The 22075-nt window shown below is 42.4% G+C and carries 21 protein-coding genes; all 21 read left to right on the forward strand.

Annotated features, from left to right (window positions below; all coding sequences use genetic code 11):
* Positions 1-298: 298 nt before the first annotated feature.
* Positions 299-2149 (forward strand): glycoside hydrolase family 9 protein, encoded by a 1851-nt coding sequence (locus ACP7A0_RS01855; RefSeq protein WP_426004049.1) that lies wholly within the window; start codon positions 299-301, stop codon positions 2147-2149.
* A gap of 30 nt (positions 2150-2179) precedes the next feature.
* Complete coding sequence (locus ACP7A0_RS01860) at positions 2180-4285, forward strand: glycoside hydrolase family 48 protein (protein ID WP_426004051.1); 2106 nt, start codon at positions 2180-2182, stop codon at positions 4283-4285.
* Positions 4286-4369: 84 nt separating this feature from the next.
* Positions 4370-5599, forward strand: a complete 1230-nt coding sequence (locus tag ACP7A0_RS01865) for an endo-1,4-beta-xylanase (protein WP_426004053.1) — start codon at positions 4370-4372, stop codon at positions 5597-5599.
* An 18-nt stretch (positions 5600-5617) separates the two neighbouring features.
* The gene (locus tag ACP7A0_RS01870) at positions 5618-6748 is read left to right on the forward strand and encodes a glycoside hydrolase 5 family protein (RefSeq protein WP_426004055.1); all 1131 of its coding nucleotides are present in this window, start codon (positions 5618-5620) and stop codon (positions 6746-6748) included.
* Between the two features lie 241 nt (positions 6749-6989).
* Positions 6990-7463 carry a ribosome maturation factor RimP gene (gene rimP, locus ACP7A0_RS01875; protein WP_003211398.1) on the forward strand — a complete coding sequence of 158 codons (474 nt, stop codon included), beginning with the start codon at positions 6990-6992 and terminating at the stop codon, positions 7461-7463.
* A 32-nt stretch (positions 7464-7495) separates the two neighbouring features.
* Positions 7496-8611, forward strand: coding sequence for a transcription termination factor NusA (gene nusA / locus ACP7A0_RS01880; RefSeq protein WP_007499530.1), 1116 nt, complete (start codon positions 7496-7498; stop codon positions 8609-8611).
* A gap of 15 nt (positions 8612-8626) precedes the next feature.
* Positions 8627-8917, forward strand: coding sequence for an RNase P modulator RnpM (gene rnpM / locus ACP7A0_RS01885; RefSeq protein WP_058013969.1), 291 nt, complete (start codon positions 8627-8629; stop codon positions 8915-8917).
* Complete coding sequence (locus ACP7A0_RS01890) at positions 8904-9206, forward strand: YlxQ family RNA-binding protein (protein ID WP_034662287.1); 303 nt, start codon at positions 8904-8906, stop codon at positions 9204-9206. Before rnpM ends, ACP7A0_RS01890 begins: the two co-directional genes overlap by 14 nt.
* A 19-nt stretch (positions 9207-9225) precedes the next feature.
* Positions 9226-11346: a translation initiation factor IF-2 gene (gene infB, locus ACP7A0_RS01895; RefSeq protein ID WP_106047799.1), complete on the forward strand. Its 2121-nt coding sequence runs from the start codon at positions 9226-9228 to the stop codon at positions 11344-11346.
* Positions 11343-11621, forward strand: a complete 279-nt coding sequence (locus tag ACP7A0_RS01900) for a DUF503 domain-containing protein (RefSeq protein WP_012009994.1) — start codon at positions 11343-11345, stop codon at positions 11619-11621. The genes infB and ACP7A0_RS01900 overlap by 4 nt, the downstream gene beginning before the upstream one ends.
* A gap of 17 nt (positions 11622-11638) precedes the next feature.
* Positions 11639-11989: a 30S ribosome-binding factor RbfA gene (gene rbfA / locus ACP7A0_RS01905; protein WP_426004059.1), complete on the forward strand. Its 351-nt coding sequence runs from the start codon at positions 11639-11641 to the stop codon at positions 11987-11989.
* Between the two features lie 68 nt (positions 11990-12057).
* A complete protein-coding gene (gene truB, locus ACP7A0_RS01910) occupies positions 12058-12987 on the forward strand; it encodes a tRNA pseudouridine(55) synthase TruB (RefSeq protein WP_106030863.1) in 930 nt (309 codons plus the stop codon).
* An 18-nt stretch (positions 12988-13005) separates the two neighbouring features.
* Positions 13006-13971: a bifunctional riboflavin kinase/FAD synthetase gene (gene ribF, locus ACP7A0_RS01915; RefSeq protein WP_034662277.1), complete on the forward strand. Its 966-nt coding sequence runs from the start codon at positions 13006-13008 to the stop codon at positions 13969-13971.
* A gap of 140 nt (positions 13972-14111) precedes the next feature.
* A complete protein-coding gene (gene rpsO, locus ACP7A0_RS01920; protein ID WP_008354438.1) occupies positions 14112-14381 on the forward strand; it encodes a 30S ribosomal protein S15 in 270 nt (89 codons plus the stop codon).
* 181 nt (positions 14382-14562) lie between these two features.
* Entirely contained in the window at positions 14563-16680 is a 2118-nt protein-coding gene (gene pnp, locus ACP7A0_RS01925) for a polyribonucleotide nucleotidyltransferase (protein ID WP_426004063.1), read from the forward strand.
* 174 nt (positions 16681-16854) lie between these two features.
* Positions 16855-17748, forward strand: coding sequence for a polysaccharide deacetylase family protein (locus ACP7A0_RS01930; protein ID WP_223250457.1), 894 nt, complete (start codon positions 16855-16857; stop codon positions 17746-17748).
* Positions 17749-17781: 33 nt separating this feature from the next.
* Positions 17782-19011 (forward strand): M16 family metallopeptidase, encoded by a 1230-nt coding sequence (locus tag ACP7A0_RS01935; RefSeq protein ID WP_034662267.1) that lies wholly within the window; start codon positions 17782-17784, stop codon positions 19009-19011.
* A gap of 73 nt (positions 19012-19084) precedes the next feature.
* Entirely contained in the window at positions 19085-20008 is a 924-nt protein-coding gene (locus ACP7A0_RS01940) for an aminoglycoside phosphotransferase family protein (RefSeq protein ID WP_060596298.1), read from the forward strand.
* Between the two features lie 70 nt (positions 20009-20078).
* Positions 20079-20351 (forward strand): YlmC/YmxH family sporulation protein, encoded by a 273-nt coding sequence (locus ACP7A0_RS01945; protein ID WP_060596407.1) that lies wholly within the window; start codon positions 20079-20081, stop codon positions 20349-20351.
* 123 nt (positions 20352-20474) lie between these two features.
* The gene (gene dpaA / locus ACP7A0_RS01950) at positions 20475-21377 is read left to right on the forward strand and encodes a dipicolinic acid synthetase subunit A (protein ID WP_003212195.1); all 903 of its coding nucleotides are present in this window, start codon (positions 20475-20477) and stop codon (positions 21375-21377) included.
* Entirely contained in the window at positions 21374-21967 is a 594-nt protein-coding gene (dpaB, locus tag ACP7A0_RS01955; protein ID WP_060596299.1) for a dipicolinate synthase subunit B, read from the forward strand. The genes dpaA and dpaB overlap by 4 nt, the downstream gene beginning before the upstream one ends.
* Positions 21968-22075: the final 108 nt, after the last annotated feature.

Below are 22075 nucleotides of genomic sequence, written 5' to 3' on the forward strand. Positions count from 1 at the left end.
GATTTAACGTGATGTTTTAAGAGAAGAGATTGTATGTCATTCTTTCTACCCAAATAGAGCAAAAAAGAGAATTTCGCCGTCTGAAATGTTCTCATGCGACATATGATCATTCTGGGTACAGTCACAAAAAGAATCAAGAGAAAAAACCTTCGATGAGCGTAAAGCTGATTGCTGTTTACTATGCTTATTTTTGAAACGTATTTGATTCTTTTCAAAACTGTTCAAATCACGTTCTGAATAAAAGGAGGTGGCTTGTCTATTCATGTTTGACTAAAAAGAAGGAGTGAGTCATACGGAAATGGCATCTTATAACTATGTAGAGGTTCTTCAAAAATCCTTGTTGTTTTATGAAGCGCAGCGGTCTGGAAAGCTTCCCGAAAGCAGCCGTCTCAACTGGCGGGGAGATTCTGGACTAGAGGACGGGAAGGATGTAGGGCATGATTTAACTGGCGGCTGGTATGACGCAGGTGATCATGTGAAATTTGGGCTTCCGATGGCCTACTCAGCAGCTGTGCTTGCATGGACAGTATATGAATACCGAGAAGCCTATGAAGAGGCAGAACTGCTTGATGACATCCTCGATCAAATCAGGTGGGCAACGGATTATTTTTTGAAAGCACATACAGGTCCTAACGAGTTTTGGGCGCAGGTAGGTGATGGGAACGCTGATCATGCTTGGTGGGGACCGGCAGAAGTGATGCCGATGAGCCGGCCAGCTTTTAAAATTGATGAAAATTGTCCAGGAACAGAAGTAGCCGCACAAACTGCTGCAGCTTTAGCAGCGAGTTCTATCATTTTTAAAGAGACAGATGCCCCTTATGCAGCAAAGCTTCTGACCCACGCGAAACAGCTTTATGCATTTGCTGACAGGTATCGCGGCGAGTATACAGATTGTGTCACAAACGCTCAGCCGTTTTACAACTCCTGGAGCGGCTATATTGACGAACTCATTTGGGGCGGAATCTGGCTGTACTTGGCAACAAATGAAGAGACCTATTTAAATCAAGCACTAAAAGCAGTAGAAGAATGGCCGAAGGATTGGGATTATACGTTTACCATGTCATGGGACAATACTTTTTTTGCTTCGCAAATCTTACTCGCCAGAATCACGAAAGAAAATCGATTTATAGAATCGACAGAGCGTAACCTCGATTACTGGACCACAGGTCTTGTTCAAAATGGAAAAGTCGAAAGAATCACTTATACGCCTGGCGGTTTGGCATGGCTAGATCAATGGGGATCGCTTCGTTACACAGCAAATGCAGCATTTTTAGCCTTTGTCTATGCTGATTGGGTTTCAGATGAAGAAAAAAAGAATCGATATCAAACGTTTGCGGTCAATCAAACTCACTATATGCTTGGTGATAATCCGCTCAATAGAAGCTATGTCGTTGGGTTTGGCCAGAACCCGCCGAAGCATCCACACCATCGAACTGCACATGGCTCATGGTCTAACCAGCTGACAAATCCTCCGTATCATCGGCACACTCTTTATGGAGCGCTTGTTGGCGGGCCTAATGCACAGGATCAATATGACGATGACATCTCCGATTATGTATCAAACGAGGTGGCGACGGACTATAATGCCGCCTTTACTGGAAATATAGCCAAAATGGTGCAGCTGTTTGGAAAGGGGCAATCTAAGCTTCCAAATTTCCCGCCTAAAGAACAGGCTCAGGATGAGTTTTTTGTAGAGGCAGCTCTGATGAATAACGATACAACATCAACTCAGGTGAAGGCGGTTCTATACAATCGGTCCGGCTGGCCGGCAAGAAGCAGTCAAACGCTGTCCTTTAGATATTATGTCAATCTGAGTGAGGTCTTTGCAAAGGGATTCACTGAAAAAGATATTCAAGTGACAGCAGCCTACAATGAAGGCGCTTCCTTATCTCCGCTGAAGGTATATGACGCATCAGCCCACGTATATTATGCAGAAATTGATTTTACGGGCGTAGCGATTTTTCCTGGAGGAGAATCAGAGCATAAGAAGGAAATACAATTTCGATTATCTGCACCAAATGGGGCGAATATATGGGATGCCTCAAATGATTATTCCTTTCAAGGCTTAACTTCCAATATGCAAAAAACAGCGAGGATTCCTGTTTTTGATGATGGTGCTTTGGTATTTGGTGCACTTCCAGACAAATAAAAATCAAGATGTATTGAAAGGGTGAAGAACTTGTCAAACAAAGAACGGTTTTTAACGCTTTATCATCAAATTAAAAGTGATGCGAATGGATATTTTTCATCAGAAGGAATTCCGTATCATTCAATCGAGACGCTCATTTGCGAAGCGCCTGATTACGGGCATATGACAACTTCAGAAGCGTATAGCTATTGGCTGTGGCTTGAGGTGTTGTACGGACATTACACAGGGGATTGGAGCAAATTAGAGGCAGCCTGGGACAATATGGAGAAGTACATCATCCCAGTAAATGAAGATGGAAATGATGAGCAGCCGCATATGAGCGCCTACAATCCTTCTAGCCCAGCCACATACGCAGCAGAAAAACCATACCCGGATCAATACCCTAGCCAGTTAAGCGGTGCTCGTCCTGCGGGTCAAGATCCGATTGATGGTGAATTGAAATCAACCTATGGAACGAATGAAACGTATTTAATGCACTGGCTGCTTGATGTCGATAACTGGTATAAATATGGAAACTTGCTCAACCCATCACATACAGCTGCATATGTGAACACATTCCAGCGTGGTCCACAGGAATCCGTATGGGAGGCCATCCCTCATCCTTCACAAGATGATAAATCTTTTGGAAAGCCGAATGAAGGCTTTATGAGCTTGTTCACAAAAGAAAATCAAGCACCAGCTGCTCAGTGGCGCTATACCAATGCGACGGATGCTGATGCGCGTGCAATACAAGTGATGTATTGGGCGAAGGAACTCGGCTATAATGAGTCAGCCTATCTTGATAAAGCGAAAAAAATGGGGGATTTTCTTCGTTACGGTATGTACGATAAATATTTTCAAACGATTGGAAGCGGCAAACAGGGGAATCCGTACCCTGGAAACGGAAAGGGTGCCTGTCATTACTTAATGGCGTGGTATACCTCTTGGGGCGGAGGACTTGGCGACCATGCCAACTGGTCATGGCGTATTGGAGCTAGCCATTGTCACCAAGGGTATCAAAACCCTGTCGCCGCTTATGCTTTATCCTCAGACAAAGGAGGCTTAAAGCCATCTTCCGCTACTGGTGCAAGCGATTGGGAAAAAACATTAAAAAGGCAGCTTGAATTTTATGTATGGCTTCAATCTAAAGAGGGAGCGATTGCAGGAGGTGCAACCAATAGCTGGAATGGAGACTATAGTGCTTATCCGGCGGGAAGAAGTACTTTTTACGATATGGCATATGAGGATGCACCTGTTTATCTTGATCCGCCTTCTAATAACTGGTTTGGGATGCAGGCATGGCCGATGGAGCGCGTAGCAGAGCTTTATTACATTTTTGTGAAAGATGGAGACAAAACATCTGAAAATGTCCAAATGGCCAAATCTTGCATCACAAAATGGGTCAACTATGCATTAGATTACATTTTTATCGGCAGCCGTCCTGTGTCGGATGAAGAGGGTTATTTCTTAGATGACCAAGGACAAAGAATTCTAGGAGGAACAAATGCTGCTGTTGCTACAACGAGTGCACCTGGCGAGTTTTGGCTTCCTGGAAATATTGCTTGGAGCGGACAGCCTGACACTTGGAATGGGTTCCAGTCTGCAACAGGAAATCCAAACTTAACAGCTGTAACAAAAGATCCAACTCAGGATACGGGCGTACTAGGGAGTCTAGTCAAGGCTTTAACTTTCTTTGCTGCTGCCACTAAGCTAGAAACAGGGGATTATACAGCGCTTGGTGTCAGAGCGAAAGATGCTGCCGCACAGCTCCTTGAGGTTGCGTGGAATTACAATGATGGCGTGGGCATTGTAACAGAAGAAGAAAGAGAGGACTATGACCGCTTCTTTAAAAAAGAAGTGTATTTCCCAAATGGTTGGAACGGGACATTTGGTCAAGGGAATCAGATTCCTGGAGCCAGCACTATTCCTTCTGATCCGCAGCGAGGAGGTAATGGGGTCTATACGAGTTTTGCTGATCTTCGTCCGAACATTAAACAAGATCCAGCATGGTCTTCACTCGAGAGTAAATATCAGTCTTCATTTAATGAAGCAACAGGCAAATGGGAGAATGGGGCACCGGTTTTCACCTATCACCGTTTCTGGTCTCAAGTGGATATGGCCACTGCCTACGCTGAATATCATCGTCTCATCAACTAGCAGGTCAAATTTAAGCTGCCGGTTTCTTTGAGCCGGCAGTTTGATTAGGAAATATAAATCCAGTGAAGATAAGGGTGTTTTTACATGGTCAAAGAAAGAAGTTTTCTTCATCAATCATTAAACAAGGGCGAAAATGGGCAGATAAATCTGAAGTGGAAAAAAGAGGCGAATGATCGAATTTCAGAGCATAGACAAAGAGATCTTGAAATAAATGTCACAAATCATGAAAAAAAGCCAATAGCAGGTATAGAGGTTGAGATTAAGCAAAATAGGCATGAATTCGCATTTGGTTCAGCGATGAATGACCAAGTGTTGTTTAATCAACAATATGCCGATTTTTTTGTGAAGTATTTTAATTCGGCTGTTTTTGAAAATGAGGCAAAATGGTATGCGAATGAACCTGAAAGAGGGAAAATCACTTACGAAAAAGCAGATGCGATGCTGAATTTTGCAGATAAACATCAACTTCCAGTGAGAGGGCACGCTTTATTTTGGGAGGTAGAGGATGCGAATCCAAGCTGGCTGAGGTCACTACCGAATCACGAAGTGTATGAATCGATGAAAAACCGGCTTGAGCATGCGGGTAATCATTTTAAAGGGAGATTCCGTCATTGGGATGTAAACAATGAAATGATGCATGGTTCATTTTTTAAAGATCGCTTCGGGAAAAATATTTGGAAGTGGATGTATGAAGAAACGAAAAAAATTGACCCTCAAGCACTATTGTTTGTGAATGATTATAATGTGATCTCATATGGTGAGCATCACGCTTATAAAGCGCATATCAATGAACTGCGTCAGTTAGGCGCACCTATTGAGGCGATTGGTGTTCAAGGACATTTTGAAGAACGGGTCGATCCAGTCGTTGTAAAAGAGAGGCTCGATGTGCTTGCTGAGCTTGGTCTTCCTATATGGGTTACAGAGTACGATTCTGTTCACCCTGACGCTAATAGAAGAGCGGATAACCTAGAGGCTTTATATCGCGTCGCATTTAGTCATCCAGCCGTAAAAGGAGTGCTAATGTGGGGATTTTGGGCAGGTGCCCATTGGAGAGGTGAGCATGCGGCCATCGTGAATTATGATTGGTCTTTAAATGAAGCAGGCCGACGTTACGAAAAGCTTCTAAATGAGTGGACGACACAAAGAGTTGAAAAAACAGATGCGAATGGCAATGTGACATGTCGAGCATTTCACGGGACATATGAGATTCGAATCGGTAAAGAAAGTAAACTGTTAAAACAACAAACAATTGAACTTGATTCAAATGAACAAACACCGTTTCGGCTAGATGTGATCGTACCTGAAGAAGGCTAGATTGTGAGGGGAATTTAAATGAAGAAATGGACTCAAAGAGTGTTTTGCTTCATACTTGTGGTCGCTATATGGGCCGGCTGGTTTTCACTTACGATTAAGGCCGCCTCTTATGTACAGACGTCTGGTACACAATTTACGCTGAACAATCAACCATTTTACTTCGCTGGCACAAATAATTACTATTTCCATTACAAATCTAAAAAGATGGTAGATGCTGTGTTCGATGATATGAAAGCAATGAATTTAAAGGTCATACGTATTTGGGGATTTCACGATGGGGCCCCTCAAGAAAACTCAGTCTTACAATCTAGTCCAGGGGTCTATGAAGAATCGGGTTTTCAAAAACTAGATTATGCGATTTATAAAGCGGGACAGGAAGGAATAAAACTTGTCATCCCACTAGTGAACAATTGGGATGATTTTGGCGGGATGAATCAATACGTAAAGTGGTTCGAGGCAGGAACGCATGATGCCTTTTATACAGATCCTCGTATACAAAAAGCTTACAAAAATTATGTGCGCTATGTATTAGAAAGAACCAATACGTACACAGGTGTTCAATATAAGGACGATCCAGCTATTATGACTTGGGAATTAGCTAATGAGCCGCGTGTGCAGTCAGATCCAACGGGAAATATACTAGTCAAATGGGCAGATGAAATGAGTACGTGGATCAAATCGCTGGATCGTCACCATCTTGTTGCAGTAGGAGATGAAGGGTTCTTTCGCATACCAGGACATGAAGACTGGTTTTATGGAGGCGGAGAAGGCGTCGATTGGGACCGTTTGACGGCTCTCTCTAATATCGATTATGGAACCTATCATCTGTACCCAGATCACTGGAACAAGTCAGCTGCTTGGGGAGTGAAATGGATCGAAGACCATATCACCCGCGGGAAGTCAATCGGAAAACCAGTTGTGTTAGAAGAGTTTGGCGTTCAAAATCAATCAGCGCGTCCTGACGTATATCAAAGCTGGCTGTCAGCGGTTGAGCGGCTCGGAGGAGCTGGCAGTCAATTTTGGATTTTAACAAGTATTCAGGACGATGATTCGCTCTATCCGGATTATGACGGTTTCCGCATCATAAAGGGGAGCAGGGAGGCAGCACTTATCAGTGAACATGCGAAAAGAATGAACGAAAAGAACTGATGGCGAATGCCTGCTGAATAAGGAACTTCATTTGCATAAAAAAATTGGATATGGTATAGTTTTTATGGAAATGCTAACGATTACCGAGACAAGAGTGGGGAAACCCGCTCTTTTGTATTGAACAGGCAATTTTTGTCTCGACATTATTCATCCGTTTTCTGCTCCCCCTGCTCACATAAAGCAGGGTTTTTATGCAGAATGATTGATAAGAGCGTTTATCGAAAGCACAAGGAGGAAGAGAATGAGCAAAAAAGTAGTGGATGTCGTAAGCGAAATGGTGCAGCCAATTTTAGATGGCTTACAGCTTGAACTCGTTGATGTTGAATTTGTCAAAGAGGGTCAAAACTGGTTCCTTCGCGTGTTTATTGACTCTGATAAAGGTGTCGATATCGAAGAATGTGCCAAAGTGAGCGAAGCCTTGAGCGAAAAGCTTGATGAGGCAGATCCGATTAGCCAAAACTACTTTCTTGAAGTGTCCTCTCCTGGAGCGGAGCGCCCATTAAAGAAAAAAGCTGATTTTGAAAAAGCACTTGGAAAAAATGTTTTCATGAAAACATATGAACCAATTGATGGTGAAAAAGCATTTGAAGGTGAGCTTACAAGCTTTGATGGTGAGATTGCAACAGTGACAGTGAAGATCAAGACAAGAAAGAAAGAGATCAATATTCCATACGAAAAAATAGCTAACGCAAGATTAGCAGTTTCGTTCAATTAACCTTTTCATTGATATAAGGGGGAACCATAAAAATGAGTAGTGAGTTGTTAGATGCCCTGACTGTTCTTGAGAAAGAGAAGGGTATTAGTAAAGAAATTATTATTGAAGCGATAGAAGCTGCACTCATTTCTGCATATAAGCGTAACTTTAATCAAGCACAAAATGTTCGTGTTGATTTAAACCGCGAAACGGGAACGATTCGCGTATTTGCAAGAAAAGATGTTGTAGATGAAGTGTATGATTCTCGCCTTGAAATCTCTGTAGATGATGCAGCCAATATCAACCCGAATTACATGGTAGGTGACGTCGTTGAAATTGAAGTCACGCCAAAAGACTTCGGACGCATTGCAGCTCAGACTGCGAAACAAGTGGTGACGCAGCGAGTGAGAGAAGCAGAGCGAGGTGTGATCTACACTGAGTTTATCGATCGCGAGGAAGACATTATGACGGGAATCGTTCAGCGAATTGACAGTAAATTCATTTACGTGTCACTTGGCAAAATCGAAGCCCTTCTTCCGGTCAACGAACAAATGCCAAATGAGGACTACAAACCACATGACCGCATTAAGGTGTTTATTACAAAAGTCGAAAAAACAACAAAAGGACCACAAATTTATGTGTCTAGAACACATCCAGGTCTTTTAAAGCGTTTATTTGAAATTGAAGTGCCAGAAATTTATGATGGTACTGTAGAGCTTAAATCGGTTGCTAGAGAAGCTGGGGACCGTTCTAAAATATCTGTTCGTACAGATGATCCTGATGTTGACCCAGTTGGTTCTTGTGTTGGACCAAAAGGTCAGCGTGTACAAGCAATTGTCAACGAGCTAAAAGGCGAAAAAATTGACATTGTCCATTGGTCTAATGACCCGGTTGAATTTGTTGCCAACGCATTAAGTCCATCAAAAGTACTTGATGTCATTGTAAATGAAGAAGATAAGGCGACAACAGTGATTGTACCTGATTATCAGCTGTCGTTAGCCATTGGTAAAAGAGGTCAAAATGCTCGTCTTGCAGCAAAGCTGACTAGCTGGAAAATTGACATTAAAAGCGAAACAGATGCAAGGGAACTCGGTATTTTCCCAAGAACTGAAGACTCTGAATCTCTTTTCTTAGAGGCTGAACCAGTAGCTGAGGAATCTGACGAATAAGAGGTGATGTAAAAGGTGAATAGCCGAAAAAAAATCCCGCTTAGAAAATGTGTCGTGACGGGAGAAATGAAACCAAAGAAAGAACTGATCCGTGTTGTTCGATCTAAAGAAGGTGAAGTGTCTGTTGACGCAACCGGAAAAAAGAACGGACGCGGAGCTTACCTTTCTCTCGATAAAGAAACCATTCTTGCGGCAAAGAACAAACGCAGTTTACAGCAGCAATTTCAGACACAGATTGACGAACACATATTTGAAGAATTACTAGAACTAGCTGAAAAGGTGAAAAAACCAAATGACTCAATCTGAATGGTATCCTTTGCTTGGTCTAGCAAATCGAGCTCGTAAAGTCGTGTCAGGAGAAGATCTTGTGATCAAAGAAATTAGACATGCGCGTGCTAAGCTGGTTCTTCTTGCAGCAGATGCCTCATCGAACACAGAGAAAAAGGTATCTGACAAATGCAAATTTTATAATGTTCCGGTTAGAAAAGTTGAAGACCGTTCCGTTCTCGGACGTTCTATTGGGAAAGAAGCTCGCGTAGTTGTCGCTGTCACTGACCAAGGCTTCGCTAAGAAGCTGATAAGCTTGCTCGATTAATTTATTTGGGGGTGAACGAATGGCTAAAGTGAGAGTATATGAATACGCAAAAGCCATAGATGTTTCAAGTAAAGATATTATAGCAGCGCTTAAGGATATGAACGTGGAAGTGAACAACCACATGGCGACGCTTGAAAACGACACTGTGAAAAAGCTAGACGCTATCTATAAAAAAGCCAAAGCAAAAGAGACAGCTAACGAGAAACCCGCAGAACAAAAAAAACAATCATCTAACAAAAACAATGATAGAAAGAAGAATGACGTGCAGAATAATCAATTTAATAAAAACAAAAAAAACAACAACCAAAACAAAAACAAAAATAAACGCGGTGGGAATAACAAACCGCAGCATCAGCAAGCTAGACCTGTGAAGCCTAAGAAAGAGCTTCCTGAAAAAATTGAATTTACAAATTCAATGACAGTCGGCCAGTTGGCTGAAGAGCTTGGAAAAGAAACAGCTGAAATTATCAAAAAGCTGATGATGCTTGGTGTTATGGCAACCATTAACCAAGAGCTGGATAAAGATACAGTTGAATTAATCGCTTCTGAATATGGCGTTCCAGTAGAGGAAGTCATTATTTTAGAAGAAACTGAACTTGAAAAGTATGAAGTTGAAGATAAAGAAGAAGATATGCAAGTACGCCCTCCAGTTGTGACGATCATGGGACACGTTGACCACGGGAAAACAACGCTTCTTGACAGCATTCGTAAGACGAAAGTCGTCGAAGGCGAAGCTGGTGGAATCACGCAGCATATCGGTGCTTACCAAATTGAAGAAAACGGCAAGAAAATCACGTTCCTTGATACACCTGGACACGCAGCATTTACAACGATGCGTGCACGTGGTGCTGAGGTAACAGATACGACAATTCTGGTCGTTGCAGCAGATGATGGCGTGATGCCGCAAACGATTGAAGCCATTAACCATGCGAAAGCGGCAGAAGTGCCAATCATTGTCGCTGTCAACAAAATTGACAAACCAACAGCGAACCCTGACCGTGTGATGCAGGAATTAACTGAGCATGGTTTAGTACCAGAAGCTTGGGGCGGCGAAACGATCTTCGTTCCTCTATCTGCAAAAACAGGTGAAGGCATTGACGAATTGATCGAAATGATCCTTCTTGTCAGCGAAGTTGGAGAACTGAAAGCTAACCCAAATCGTGCGGCAAAAGGGACTGTCATCGAGGCTGAGCTTGATAAAGGAAGAGGATCTGTTGCAACCCTTCTTGTTCAAACTGGTACACTTCATGTAGGTGACCCAATCGTTGTCGGAAATACATTTGGCCGCGTTCGTGCAATGGTTAATGACATCGGACGCCGCGTGAAAACAGCAGGACCATCTACACCTGTTGAAATCACTGGTTTAAACGATGTACCGAATGCAGGGGATCAGTTCCTCGTATTCAAGGATGAAAAAACAGCTCGTCAAGTGGGTGAGGCGCGTGCTTCGAAACAGCTTGATGAACAGCGTTCAGACAAAGCGAAATTATCTCTAGATGACCTATTTGAGCAAATCAAACAAGGTGAAGTGAAAGATATCAACTTGATCGTGAAAGCAGACGTACAAGGTTCTGCTGAAGCACTGACGGCCGCTCTTCAAAAAATTGAAGTAGAAGGCGTAAAAGTGAAAATCATCCATACGGGTGTTGGAGCGATTACAGAATCTGATATTATATTAGCAAGTGCTTCTAATGCGATCGTGATCGGATTTAACGTACGTCCTGATGGAAATGCGAAGAGCACAGCTGAAACAGAAAACGTAGATATCCGCTTACACCGCATTATTTATAAAGTCATCGATGAAATTGAAGCTGCGATGAAAGGAATGCTTGACCCTGAATATGAAGAAAAAGTCATCGGTCAAGTTGAAGTTCGTCAAACGTTCAAAGTATCTAAAATCGGTACAATTGCTGGTGGTTATGTCACTGAAGGAACCATCACAAGAGATAGTGGTATCCGCTTAATCCGTGACGGCGTCGTTATATTTGAAGGCGAAGTCGACGTATTAAAACGATTCAAAGATGACGTGAAAGAAGTTTCACAAGGCTATGAATGTGGTATTACCATTAAGAAGTACAATGATATCCGTGAAGGTGATGTCATGGAATCATTCGTTATGCAAGAAATCGAAAGAAAATGATCGGTTATACCGAATGTGAGTGCATCATCTATGATGCCTCCTCACTGAAGGAAAAACGTGCGGTTCTTCAGCGTATATTGACAAGAACGCGCCATAAATTCAATGTAACCATGGCTGAAATGGATTACCAGGACACATGGCAGCGTACATCAATTGGAATCGCCGTGATTTCCTCCTCTCGGGTTCAAGTGGAAAAGGAATTGCAGCGTGTTTTAAGCTTTATTGATTCTTTTCCTGAAATTGAACGAACGATCACGAAAACTGAGTGGTTTTAATTAGAGGTGATAAGATCATGAGTATGAGAGCAACCCGCGTGGGTGAGCAGATGAAAAAAGAATTAGGTGACATCCTAGGCAGAAAGCTAAAAGATCCAAGAATTGGCTTTTTGACTGTAACCGATGTTGAAGTATCCGGTGATTTGCAAATTGCGAAAGTTTACATTTCTGTTCTCGGTGACGAGAAACAAAGAGAGGAAACCTTAAAAGGCCTTGCAAAGGCTAAAGGGTATATCCGCTCTGAAATTGGCAATCGAATTAGACTTCGCAAAACACCAGAACTGCACTTTGAATTCGATGAATCCGTAGATTATGGAAATCGAATTGAAAGCCTGATTGCTGAACTAAACACAAAAGATCATGAATAAGACGTTGAAATAAGGATAGGCGATGATCGTCTGTCCTTTTTCATCGTTTATGAAAGGAGAGAACGCAGATGATAAATGGTGTTCTTTTATTACATAAAGAAAGAGGAATGACCTCTCACGACTGTGTGTTCAAAGTGAGAAAGATCTTGCATACCAAAAAAGTCGGACATACAGGCACTCTCGACCCGGAGGTATCAGGTGTTCTGCCCATTTGTATCGGAAGAGCAACGAAGATTGTCGAATACTTAACAGATAAATCGAAAACGTATGATGCAGAAATCACGATTGGCTTTTCTACAACAACAGAAGACCAAACAGGTGAGATCGTAGAAGAAGAAAAGGTGCAAAAACCCATCTCAGAAGAAGAAATTGATGCTGTGCTGAAACAGTTTCAAGGAACCATTGAACAAATTCCTCCCATGTTTTCTGCTGTGAAAATTGGCGGGAAAAAACTCTATGAATATGCAAGAGAAGGCATTGAAATTGAGCGGCCGAGCCGTGAAATTACGATTCACCGTATCGAGCGGACAACACCTGCTTTATTTGAGAATGGAAAGGTATCATTTAGATTCACCGTTTTATGCTCAAAAGGAACGTATGTCAGAACCTTAGCGGTTGATATTGGAAAGAAACTAGGGTTTCCAGCCCATATGTCACATCTCATTCGCACAGGGTCAGGTGATTTTACACTAGATGAATGCATCACCCTTGATGAGCTCCGAAATATAAGCGAGGAAGGAGCAGTAGATGAGCACCTTGTCTCGATCGAGCGCGCGCTCAATCATTTGCCGAAATGGGAGATAAATGATACATTAGCAAGTAAAGTGGAAAACGGTGCAGTCCTGCCAATGCCTGATGAATTCGCTCATTTTGCAGAGGAAGAACGTGTCGCTGTCTTTGCTCCTTCAGGCCGCTGTATGGCGATATATATGAAGCACCCGACCAAACAGAATCTGATGAAGCCGGCGAAGATCTTATCTCAGGACAAGCAATCTTAAAGAAAAGGTGACCATCTCGTGAAGACTATACATATTTCACACCCACATACATTGAATCAAAAGGATCAAGACCCTTCTGTTATGGCTTTAGGGTATTTTGACGGTGTTCACCTCGGACATCAAAAAGTTATTGACGCAGCGAAAAGCATTGCGAGAAAAGAAGGATTGGCTTTAGCAGTCATGACCTTTCATCCGCATCCATCACATGTTTTGCAAAAAGCACGTGAACCAAAGGACTTAATTACACCGCTTGAGGATAAAATTGATTTCATCGAACAGCTGGGCGCTGACTATTTATACATTGTGCAATTCAGCGAAAGCTTTGCAGCGCTGTCTCCTCAAGAGTTTGTGGATCAATATTTGGATGAGCTGAATGTGAAGCACGCAGTAGCCGGTTTTGATTTTACGTTTGGCCGTTTTGGTGCAGGCACAATGGAAACATTCGATGAGTACGGAAAAGGGCGTATCACGGCCACCATCGTTCCTAAGTTGTCCAATCAAGACCGTAAAGTCAGCTCTACACTCATACGTTCCGCATTGAAAAATGGGGATGTTGAATATGTGAGTGAGCTTTTAGGAAAACCTTATCAGCTGCGCGGTATTGTCATTCATGGAGATAAGCGAGGACGGACGATCGGCTTTCCGACTGCAAATGTCGGTTTATCTGCTGAATACATTATTCCGCCAACAGGGGTTTATGCAGTAAGAGCAGAAGTCAAAGGCAAAGTGTATGACGGTGTTTGTAACGTTGGCTATAAACCAACCTTTTATGAAAAGCGCCCTGATCAGCCTGCCATTGAAGTAAACCTCTTTGATTTTAACGAAGAAATATATGGTGAACCGATTAAATTACAGTGGTTCAAACGCATTCGCAGTGAACAAAAATTTAACGGAATCCAGGAGTTAACGGCTCAAATCAGTCAAGATAAAGAAGAAGCGATTCAGTTTTTTCAAGATCAGCTAAGGCAAACAAAAAATTCATAGAAAAACAGCTCTACCATTTGCAAATTCAGCATATTTTTAGTATGATTATTCCTGTAGCTTTAAAACCACTTACTTGGCAGGCCGACTTCACCGACGGTTGCGAGGTAGATGGGGCTAACATGATTTGGAGGTGAAACAGGATGGCTATTACTCAAGAGCGTAAAACTCAATTAATTAATGAGTTCAAAACACACGAATCTGATACTGGATCTCCAGAAGTTCAGATCGCTGTCCTAACAGAATCAATTAACAACTTGAACGAGCATTTACGTACTCATAAGAAAGATCACCACTCACGTCGCGGTCTTTTGAAAATGGTAGGTAGACGTCGTAATCTTCTTACGTATCTACGTAATAAAGACGTAACTCGTTACCGTGAGTTAATTAACAAACTAGGCTTACGTCGATAATCGTAAAAAGCGGGAGGATTCCCGCTTTTTTATCGTATAATCACTAATATTTTATGGTTAAAATGTTGAAAGAATGGCAAAAACCCTTCTACATACACCTTTCACATTGATATGTGAAAATCATTTTGTTCATAATAAGAATTAACTAAAATTTCAAGATAAGAGAGGAGTTTTTCTCAGAATGGGACAAGAGAAACATGTCTTCACCATAGACTGGGCTGGACGTCAACTGACAGTTGAAACTGGCCAGCTTGCAAAGCAAGCAAACGGAGCGGTCCTCGTACGCTACGGAGATACAGCTGTGCTTAGCTCAGCAACAGCTTCTAAAGAACCAAAACCACTTGATTTTTTCCCGCTCACTGTGAACTACGAAGAAAGATTATACGCAGTAGGTAAAATTCCTGGAGGCTTCATTAAAAGAGAAGGCCGTCCAAGTGAAAAAGCGATCCTTGCGAGCCGCTTAATTGACAGACCAATCCGTCCATTATTTGCAGATGGATTTAGAAACGAAGTACAAGTCATTAGTATCGTCATGAGTGTGGATCAAGATTGTTCATCTGAAATGGCTGCAATGTTTGGCTCATCTTTAGCATTATGTGTGTCTGACATTCCATTTGAGGGACCAATCGCCGGCGTTACAGTAGGACGAGTTGATGGAAAGCTGATCATCAATCCAAATGTAGAGCAGCTTGAACAAAGTGACATCAACCTTGTAGTCGCTGGAACAAAAGATGCGATCAACATGGTCGAAGCTGGTGCTGATGAAGTACCAGAAGAAACAATGCTTGAAGCCATCATGTATGGTCACCAAGAGATCAAACGCTTAATCGAATTCCAAGAGGAAATTGTCAAGGCAGTCGGTAAAGCAAAAATCGATATTCCTTTATATGAAGTAGATCAAACGTTAGCAGACGAAGTAAAAGCACTTGCTGAAACAGACCTGCTGAAAGCGATTCAAGTACATGAGAAGCATGCACGTGAAGATGCAATCAGTGCTGTGAAAAAAGCTGTGGTTGAGAAGTTTGAAGAAGAAGATCGCGACGAAGCGACGATTAAACAAGCGAAGGATGTATTAAACAAGCTTGTCAAAAATGAAGTTCGTCGTCTGATCACTGAAGAGAAAGTACGTCCAGATGGACGCGGTGTAGATCAAATCCGTCCACTTTCTTCAGAAGTAGGACTTCTGCCAAGAACGCACGGTTCAGGTCTATTTACAAGAGGACAAACACAGGCGCTCAGTATTTGTACATTAGGTGCACTTGGCGATGTGCAAATTCTTGACGGTCTAGGCGTTGAAGAATCGAAACGCTTCATGCACCATTACAACTTCCCGCAATTCAGTGTTGGTGAGACAGGTCCAATGCGTGGCCCAGGCCGCCGCGAAATCGGGCATGGTGCGCTAGGTGAACGTGCATTAGAACCAGTGATTCCATCTGAAAAAGATTTCCCTTATACGGTTCGCCTTGTCTCTGAGGTATTGGAATCAAACGGATCTACTTCACAAGCAAGTATTTGCGCAAGCACACTTGCGATGATGGATGCGGGTGTTCCAATTAAAGCACCAGTTGCAGGGATTGCAATGGGGCTTGTGAAATCTGGTGAATACTACACAGTGCTGACAGACATTCAAGGAATGGAAGATGCACTTGGTGATATGGACTTTAAAGTTGCAGGTACATCAAAAGGTGTAACAGCGCTTCAAATGGATATCAAAATCGATGGTCTATCAAAAGACATCTTGGAGGAAGCTCTCCAACAAGCGAAAAAAGGAAGAATGGAAATCTTAGATAGCATGCTGTCAACGATTCCTGCTTCTAGAGGAGAATTGTCTCGTTATGCACCAAAAATCTTAACGATGAAGATCAATCCTGATAAAATTCGTGATGTCATTGGACCAAGCGGTAAACAAATCAATAAAATCATTGAAGATACCGGTGTGAAAATCGATATTGAACAAGATGGTACAATCTTTATCTCTTCTACAGAAGAAGACATGAACCAAAAAGCGAAGAAAGTCATTGAAGATCTTGTGAGAGAAGTTGAAGTGGGGCAACTTTACTTAGGTAAAGTAAAACGCATTGAAAAATTCGGTGCTTTCCTTGAAATCTTCAGCGGCAAAGATGGACTTGTTCATATTTCTGAGCTTGCGCTTGACCGTGTAGGCAAAGTTGAAGATGTCGTGAAGATTGGCGATGAATTACTTGTCAAAGTCACTGAAATCGATAAACAAGGCCGTGTGAACCTTTCTCGCAAAGCTGTTTTACGTGAAGAAAAGGAAAAAGAAGAAAAACAGTCTTAATGAAATGTGTTAGAAGCCAGGTATCCGTACCAGGCTTCTTTCTTTTCTTGCGCTAACAATAGTTCTAGCTTGTTTCTCCCCATCATAATTTGTGGTAAAGGGGAGGGACAGCCATTGAAAAAAACGTTACCATTCATTGTGTTTGTATTTTTACTGCTCGTGTCATATCAAACGATGAAGCAGCCGGCTGCTGTTACATATATTGAATCAATGAAAGAGCATGCTGAGGTTGCATCTGTTTCAAAAGATATTTTATATCAAGAGATTGAATCGAAGTCTTCTGACTATGAAGTGAAGGCGCAAAATGCTAAGATTGATAAAGTGTGGAAAAAGATGCCTGGTTTAAATGGACAGACAGTCAATATCGATGCCTCTTATGAAAAAATGAAAAAACAAGGGTCATTTGATGAAAAGCTGCTTGTTTTCAATGAAACAAAACCTTCTATTCATTTACACGAACTTGGTGCTGAGCCCATTTACAAGGGACATCCAGATAAAAAAATGAATGCTTTCCTCATCAACGTGGCTTGGGGTGACGAGCATTTAATCAAGATGTTAAAGACACTGGAAAAGCATCAGGTCAAGGCGACCTTTTTCTTAGAGGGCAAATGGGTGAAAAAAAGCACGGATCTTGCTAAAAAAATCGTGGCAGATGGTCATGAAATTGGAAACCATTCATACAATCACCCGGATATGCGCACACTGACAAGAGAACGAGCATTAGAGCAAATTACCAAAACGAATCGTCAAATTGAAGAATCCCTTGGAAAAAAACCGAAGTGGTTCGCCCCTCCTAGCGGCAGCTTTAAAGAAGAAACAGTGAAACTCGCTGCTGAAGAAGGAATGGAAACCATTATGTGGACGGTAGACACCATTGACTGGCAAAAACCGTCACCAGACATATTACAAAAACGGGTGCTTGGGAAAATTCACAATGGGGCGATGATATTAATGCATCCAACAGATTCGACGGCGAAAAGTCTTGACGCACTTATCACTCAAATTAAGGAAAGAGGATATGAATTAGGAACGGTTTCAGACCTCCTAAGTGAAAAAAGACATCCGTGATCCGATCTGTTTGTTGAATAGGAGGAGCAAAACTTGGTCAAAACGTATACATGCCAAAACGGAGTAAGAATTGTACTTGAAAACAATCCCACTGTAAGATCTGTCGCAATTGGCGTCTGGATTGGAACTGGTTCTAGACATGAGACACCAGAAATTAATGGAATCTCACACTTTCTGGAGCATATGTTCTTTAAAGGGACAAAGACGAGATCTGCACGTGATATCGCAGAATCCTTTGACCGCATTGGTGGTCAAGTGAATGCCTTTACGTCAAAAGAATACACTTGCTACTATGCAAAGGTGCTTGATTCACATGCTGGCTACGCCCTCGATGTATTAAGCGACATGTTCTTCCACTCCGCTTTTGATGAAGAAGAGCTGAAAAAAGAAAAAAATGTAGTCTATGAAGAAATCAAAATGTATGAGGATACACCTGATGATATCGTTCATGATCTGTTGAGCAAAGCGATTTATGGTGATCATTCTTTAGGCTTCCCGATTTTAGGAACAGAAGAAACACTTTCTACTTTTAACGGAGACTCTCTTAGAGCTTATATGGATGAATTCTACACGCCGGACCGCGTTGTGATCTCTGTTGCAGGGAATGTGGATGACACCTTCATTCGAGAGGTTGAAAAGTTGTTCGGTTCGTATGAAACGAAAGGGAAAAAACAGCCTTTAGAAGCGCCGCAATTTCACTATGACAAGCTCACACGCAAAAAGGAAACAGAGCAAGCGCATCTATGCATGGGCTTTAATGGCCTTCCAGCTGGAGATAAAGGCATCTATGACTTAATCGTGTTAAATAATGTTCTTGGCGGAAGCATGAGCAGCCGCTTGTTCCAGGATGTAAGAGAAGACAAAGGACTCGCTTATTCCGTTTTCAGCTATCACAGTTCATTTGCAGATAACGGCATGCTGACGATTTATGGCGGGACTGGAGCGAAGCAGTTAAACCTGCTCTCTGAAACCATCTTACAAACATTAGACGTCTTAAAACGTGAGGGAATCACGCAAAAAGAGCTTGAAAACTCTAAGGAGCAAATGAAAGGGAACCTCATGCTCAGCCTTGAAAGCACAAACAGCAAGATGAGCCGAAACGGTAAAAATGAACTGCTCCTTGGCAAACATCGTACACTCGATGAAATTATTGACGAAATCAACCACGTCACATTAGACGGCGTGAATAACTTATCAAAACGAATCTTTACAGAAGATTATGCGCTCTCGCTTATTAGTCCGACGGGTGATCAGCCATCATAATGTAAACAACACGGCAGGCTTCTAAGAGGTCTGCCGTTTTATTGTATATAAAGAAGAAGGGAGCACTGCTTTCATGGAACATGAAAAACTGAAACGCCTCTCTCCGCTCCTGACACAAGCCATCTCCTTCCAGCCGATGACATCTGGCTTTTCAGGAAACCGTACTTATCTCGTCACAACATCCTCTAGTGAAAAGCTAGTGCTCAAGCTATCAAACCTCAAAACGTATTCCAGCTTTAAAAGAAAAGCGTCAGTTCAGCGAAAGTTAAAAGATCGAGGGCTTCTATGTTCTGAAGTGATGGAGATTGGAATGAATGCTGAACTTAACTGTACCTATCGTATTTTCTCCTTGATTGAAGGAGAGAATGCTAGAGCATCCATCCATCTGCTCACAAATGAAGAGCAGTATGAAATCGGGAGGCGGGCAGGTAGAGAGCTAAGTTTCATGCATACATGTCCCGCACCTTCTCATGTCGCACCGTGGGATGAGAGGGTCATGGCGAAACATGAACGGTATGTACATGCCTATCAATCAAGTGGAGTAACTTTTGCTCAAGATCAATTCGTATTAGATTTTATCAAATCACATGTTGATGCGGTAAAGGCGAGACCGAACCAGTTCCAGCATGATGATTTTCATTTAGGGAATATCATCATTCAAGGAGGTGAGTATGCCGGCGTGATTGATTTTGATCAATCTGACTGGGGTGACCCGGTTCATGACTTTTATAAATTGTCCTTATTTAGTCGAGAAAGCAGTATTCCGTTTTCAGCAGGGCAACTGGATTACTATGTAAGTACGCAGGCCACAGACGATTTTTGGCTTCTTTTTTCCATCTATACAGCAATGAGCTGCTTTTCTTCTATTGTATGGACGCTTTCTTATGACCCTAAACATGTAAAAGAAATGGTGAACCGAGTGGAGAGAATGCTGGCAGACCATGATCGCTTTCATCTACTGAAACCAGCTTGGTATTCAAATTGGCATCATTCATAACTTGAAAAAGCGGGACGGTCTATTTCTTCTTGTGGCTGCATATATGATACGGAAGGGAAGTGATGCGATTTTGAGGCTAAGTGAGCTGTCAGGAAAAGAGATCGTCGATATCAAAAGAGCGGAGCGGCTTGGCGTGCTTGGACAAACCGACCTTGAAATCAATGAACAGGACGGTCAAATTACAGCACTCATCATACCTTCCGTGAAGTGGTTTGGCTTTCGAAAGCAAGGAAATGACATCCGCGTCCCGTGGAATCACATTCAAAAAATAGGATCAGATATGATCATTCTCGATGTGCCTGAATCACTTCAGCCGCCCGGGGAAAAAGAGCATCCATCATAAATGGGTGCTCTTTTTCTTTTCTCTCTCCGATTTGTTCACAGGCTGAATCCTCTCCTCATATGCTGAAAGGGAGATTCAGAAAATATTACAGACTTTTTTAAATAAAGAAGGTGAACGGTCAGTATGTTGAGCGGTTTAACGGTTGCGGTGATCGGGGGAGATGCAAGGCAGCTTGAAATTATTCGCAAGCTGTCACAGCAGCATGCCAAAGTGTTTTTGGTTGGATTTGATCAGCTGGATCACGGATTTATTGGGGCTGAAAAGCTAAAAATGTCAGAACTTCCATTCGAACAGGTAGACAGTATGATCCTGCCAGTATCAGGCGCAACGGATGAAGGTGTTGTCGCGACAGTTTTCTCAAATGAACAGGTTTTACTAGAAGCAACATATTTAGAAAGAACCCCTGCCCATTGTACCTTGTACTCAGGTATTTCTAATACGTACTTAGACAATCTGGCAAAGCAGGTGAACCGAAAACTTGTGAAGCTGTTTGAGCGAGATGATATTGCCATATATAACTCTATTCCAACAGTTGAAGGGATTATCATGATGGCCATTCAGCAAACGGATTATACGATTCATGGATCACGTGTTGCTGTCCTCGGGCTCGGAAGAACAGGACTCACCATTGCCCGCACATTTCGGGCACTCGGTGCGGACGTAAAAGTAGGGGCAGCAGATACAGCGCATTTAGCGCGGGCCTTTGAAATGGGACTCGATCCATTTTCAATGGACCGGTTAAAAGAAGAAGTAACGGATGTAGATATCATCATCAATACCATTCCAAGCCTTGTATTAGATTCATCTGTCATCGTCAGTATGACACCAAAGACACTCATTTTGGATATCGCCTCCCGCCCAGGGGGAACAGACTTTGACTTTGCACAAAAACACGGAGTGAAGGCGCTTCTTGCACCAGGACTCCCGGGAATTGTTGCACCAAAGACAGCAGGGCAAATCATTGCAAAAGTGCTTTCTGGGCTCTTATGTGAACTTGCAGAGGAAAAAAGGGGGATGGAATCATGACAACATTAAAAGGGAAAAGAATCGGCTTTGGCTTAACTGGTTCCCACTGTACGTACGAAGCTGTTTATCCGCAAATCGAAGCACTTGTAAAAGAAGGAGCAGAAGTGCGTCCAGTGGTGTCATATACGGTCCAGAGTACGAATACAAGATTCGGAGATGGGGCTGACTGGATTGAGCGGATTGAGAAGCTGACTGGTTTTAAGGCGATTGACTCAATCGTGAAAGCAGAGCCGCTCGGACCTAAGCTGCCACTTGATTGTATGGTCATTGCTCCATTAACAGGGAACTCGATGGCGAAATTCGCAAATGCCATGACAGACAGCCCTGTTTTAATGGCTGCAAAAGCAACCATTCGAAATCATCGTCCTGTCGTTTTAGGAATTTCAACAAATGATGCGCTAGGCTTAAATGGTACAAATCTGATGAGGCTGATGTCGACAAAGAATATTTTCTTTATTCCATTTGGCCAAGATGATCCATTTAAAAAACCGACCTCCATGGTCGCAAACATGGATTTGCTTTCTCAAACAGTAGAAGAGGCGCTCCAGCATAGACAAATTCAGCCGATTTTAATTGGAGCAAACGAATAATAGATTCACTAGAAAATCATGAAAGATTCAAAAAAGATGCTTCAAGCCTTGCTTTTCTATGGTAAAATAAAATGTAAAAAGTCATAGGATGGCCATCCGAAAGAAAAG

It is taken from the genome of Bacillus sp. DWP3-1 (assembly GCF_049896565.1).
In the GTDB taxonomy this organism is placed as follows: Bacteria; Bacillota; Bacilli; order Bacillales; family Bacillaceae; genus Bacillus.

Bases quoted from the DNA above. Each gene is read 5' to 3' on its own strand.
- ACP7A0_RS01930 (WP_223250457.1), top strand. From the start codon at position 16,855: ATGAAGCAGCCGGCTGCTGTTACATATATTGAATCAATGAAAGAGCAT.
- ACP7A0_RS01855 (WP_426004049.1), top strand. From the start codon at position 299: ATGGCATCTTATAACTATGTAGAGGTTCTTCAAAAATCCTTGTTGTTT.
- ACP7A0_RS01865 (WP_426004053.1), top strand. From the start codon at position 4,370: ATGGTCAAAGAAAGAAGTTTTCTTCATCAATCATTAAACAAGGGCGAA.
- dpaB (WP_060596299.1), top strand. From the start codon at position 21,374: ATGACAACATTAAAAGGGAAAAGAATCGGCTTTGGCTTAACTGGTTCC.
- ACP7A0_RS01940 (WP_060596298.1), top strand. From the start codon at position 19,085: ATGGAACATGAAAAACTGAAACGCCTCTCTCCGCTCCTGACACAAGCC.
- rbfA (WP_426004059.1), top strand. From the start codon at position 11,639: ATGAGTATGAGAGCAACCCGCGTGGGTGAGCAGATGAAAAAAGAATTA.
- truB (WP_106030863.1), top strand. From the start codon at position 12,058: ATGATAAATGGTGTTCTTTTATTACATAAAGAAAGAGGAATGACCTCT.
- rimP (WP_003211398.1), top strand. From the start codon at position 6,990: ATGAGCAAAAAAGTAGTGGATGTCGTAAGCGAAATGGTGCAGCCAATT.
- ACP7A0_RS01870 (WP_426004055.1), top strand. From the start codon at position 5,618: ATGAAGAAATGGACTCAAAGAGTGTTTTGCTTCATACTTGTGGTCGCT.
- infB (WP_106047799.1), top strand. From the start codon at position 9,226: ATGGCTAAAGTGAGAGTATATGAATACGCAAAAGCCATAGATGTTTCA.
- pnp (WP_426004063.1), top strand. From the start codon at position 14,563: ATGGGACAAGAGAAACATGTCTTCACCATAGACTGGGCTGGACGTCAA.
- ACP7A0_RS01900 (WP_012009994.1), top strand. From the start codon at position 11,343: ATGATCGGTTATACCGAATGTGAGTGCATCATCTATGATGCCTCCTCA.
- ACP7A0_RS01890 (WP_034662287.1), top strand. From the start codon at position 8,904: ATGACTCAATCTGAATGGTATCCTTTGCTTGGTCTAGCAAATCGAGCT.
- nusA (WP_007499530.1), top strand. From the start codon at position 7,496: ATGAGTAGTGAGTTGTTAGATGCCCTGACTGTTCTTGAGAAAGAGAAG.
- rpsO (WP_008354438.1), top strand. From the start codon at position 14,112: ATGGCTATTACTCAAGAGCGTAAAACTCAATTAATTAATGAGTTCAAA.
- dpaA (WP_003212195.1), top strand. From the start codon at position 20,475: ATGTTGAGCGGTTTAACGGTTGCGGTGATCGGGGGAGATGCAAGGCAG.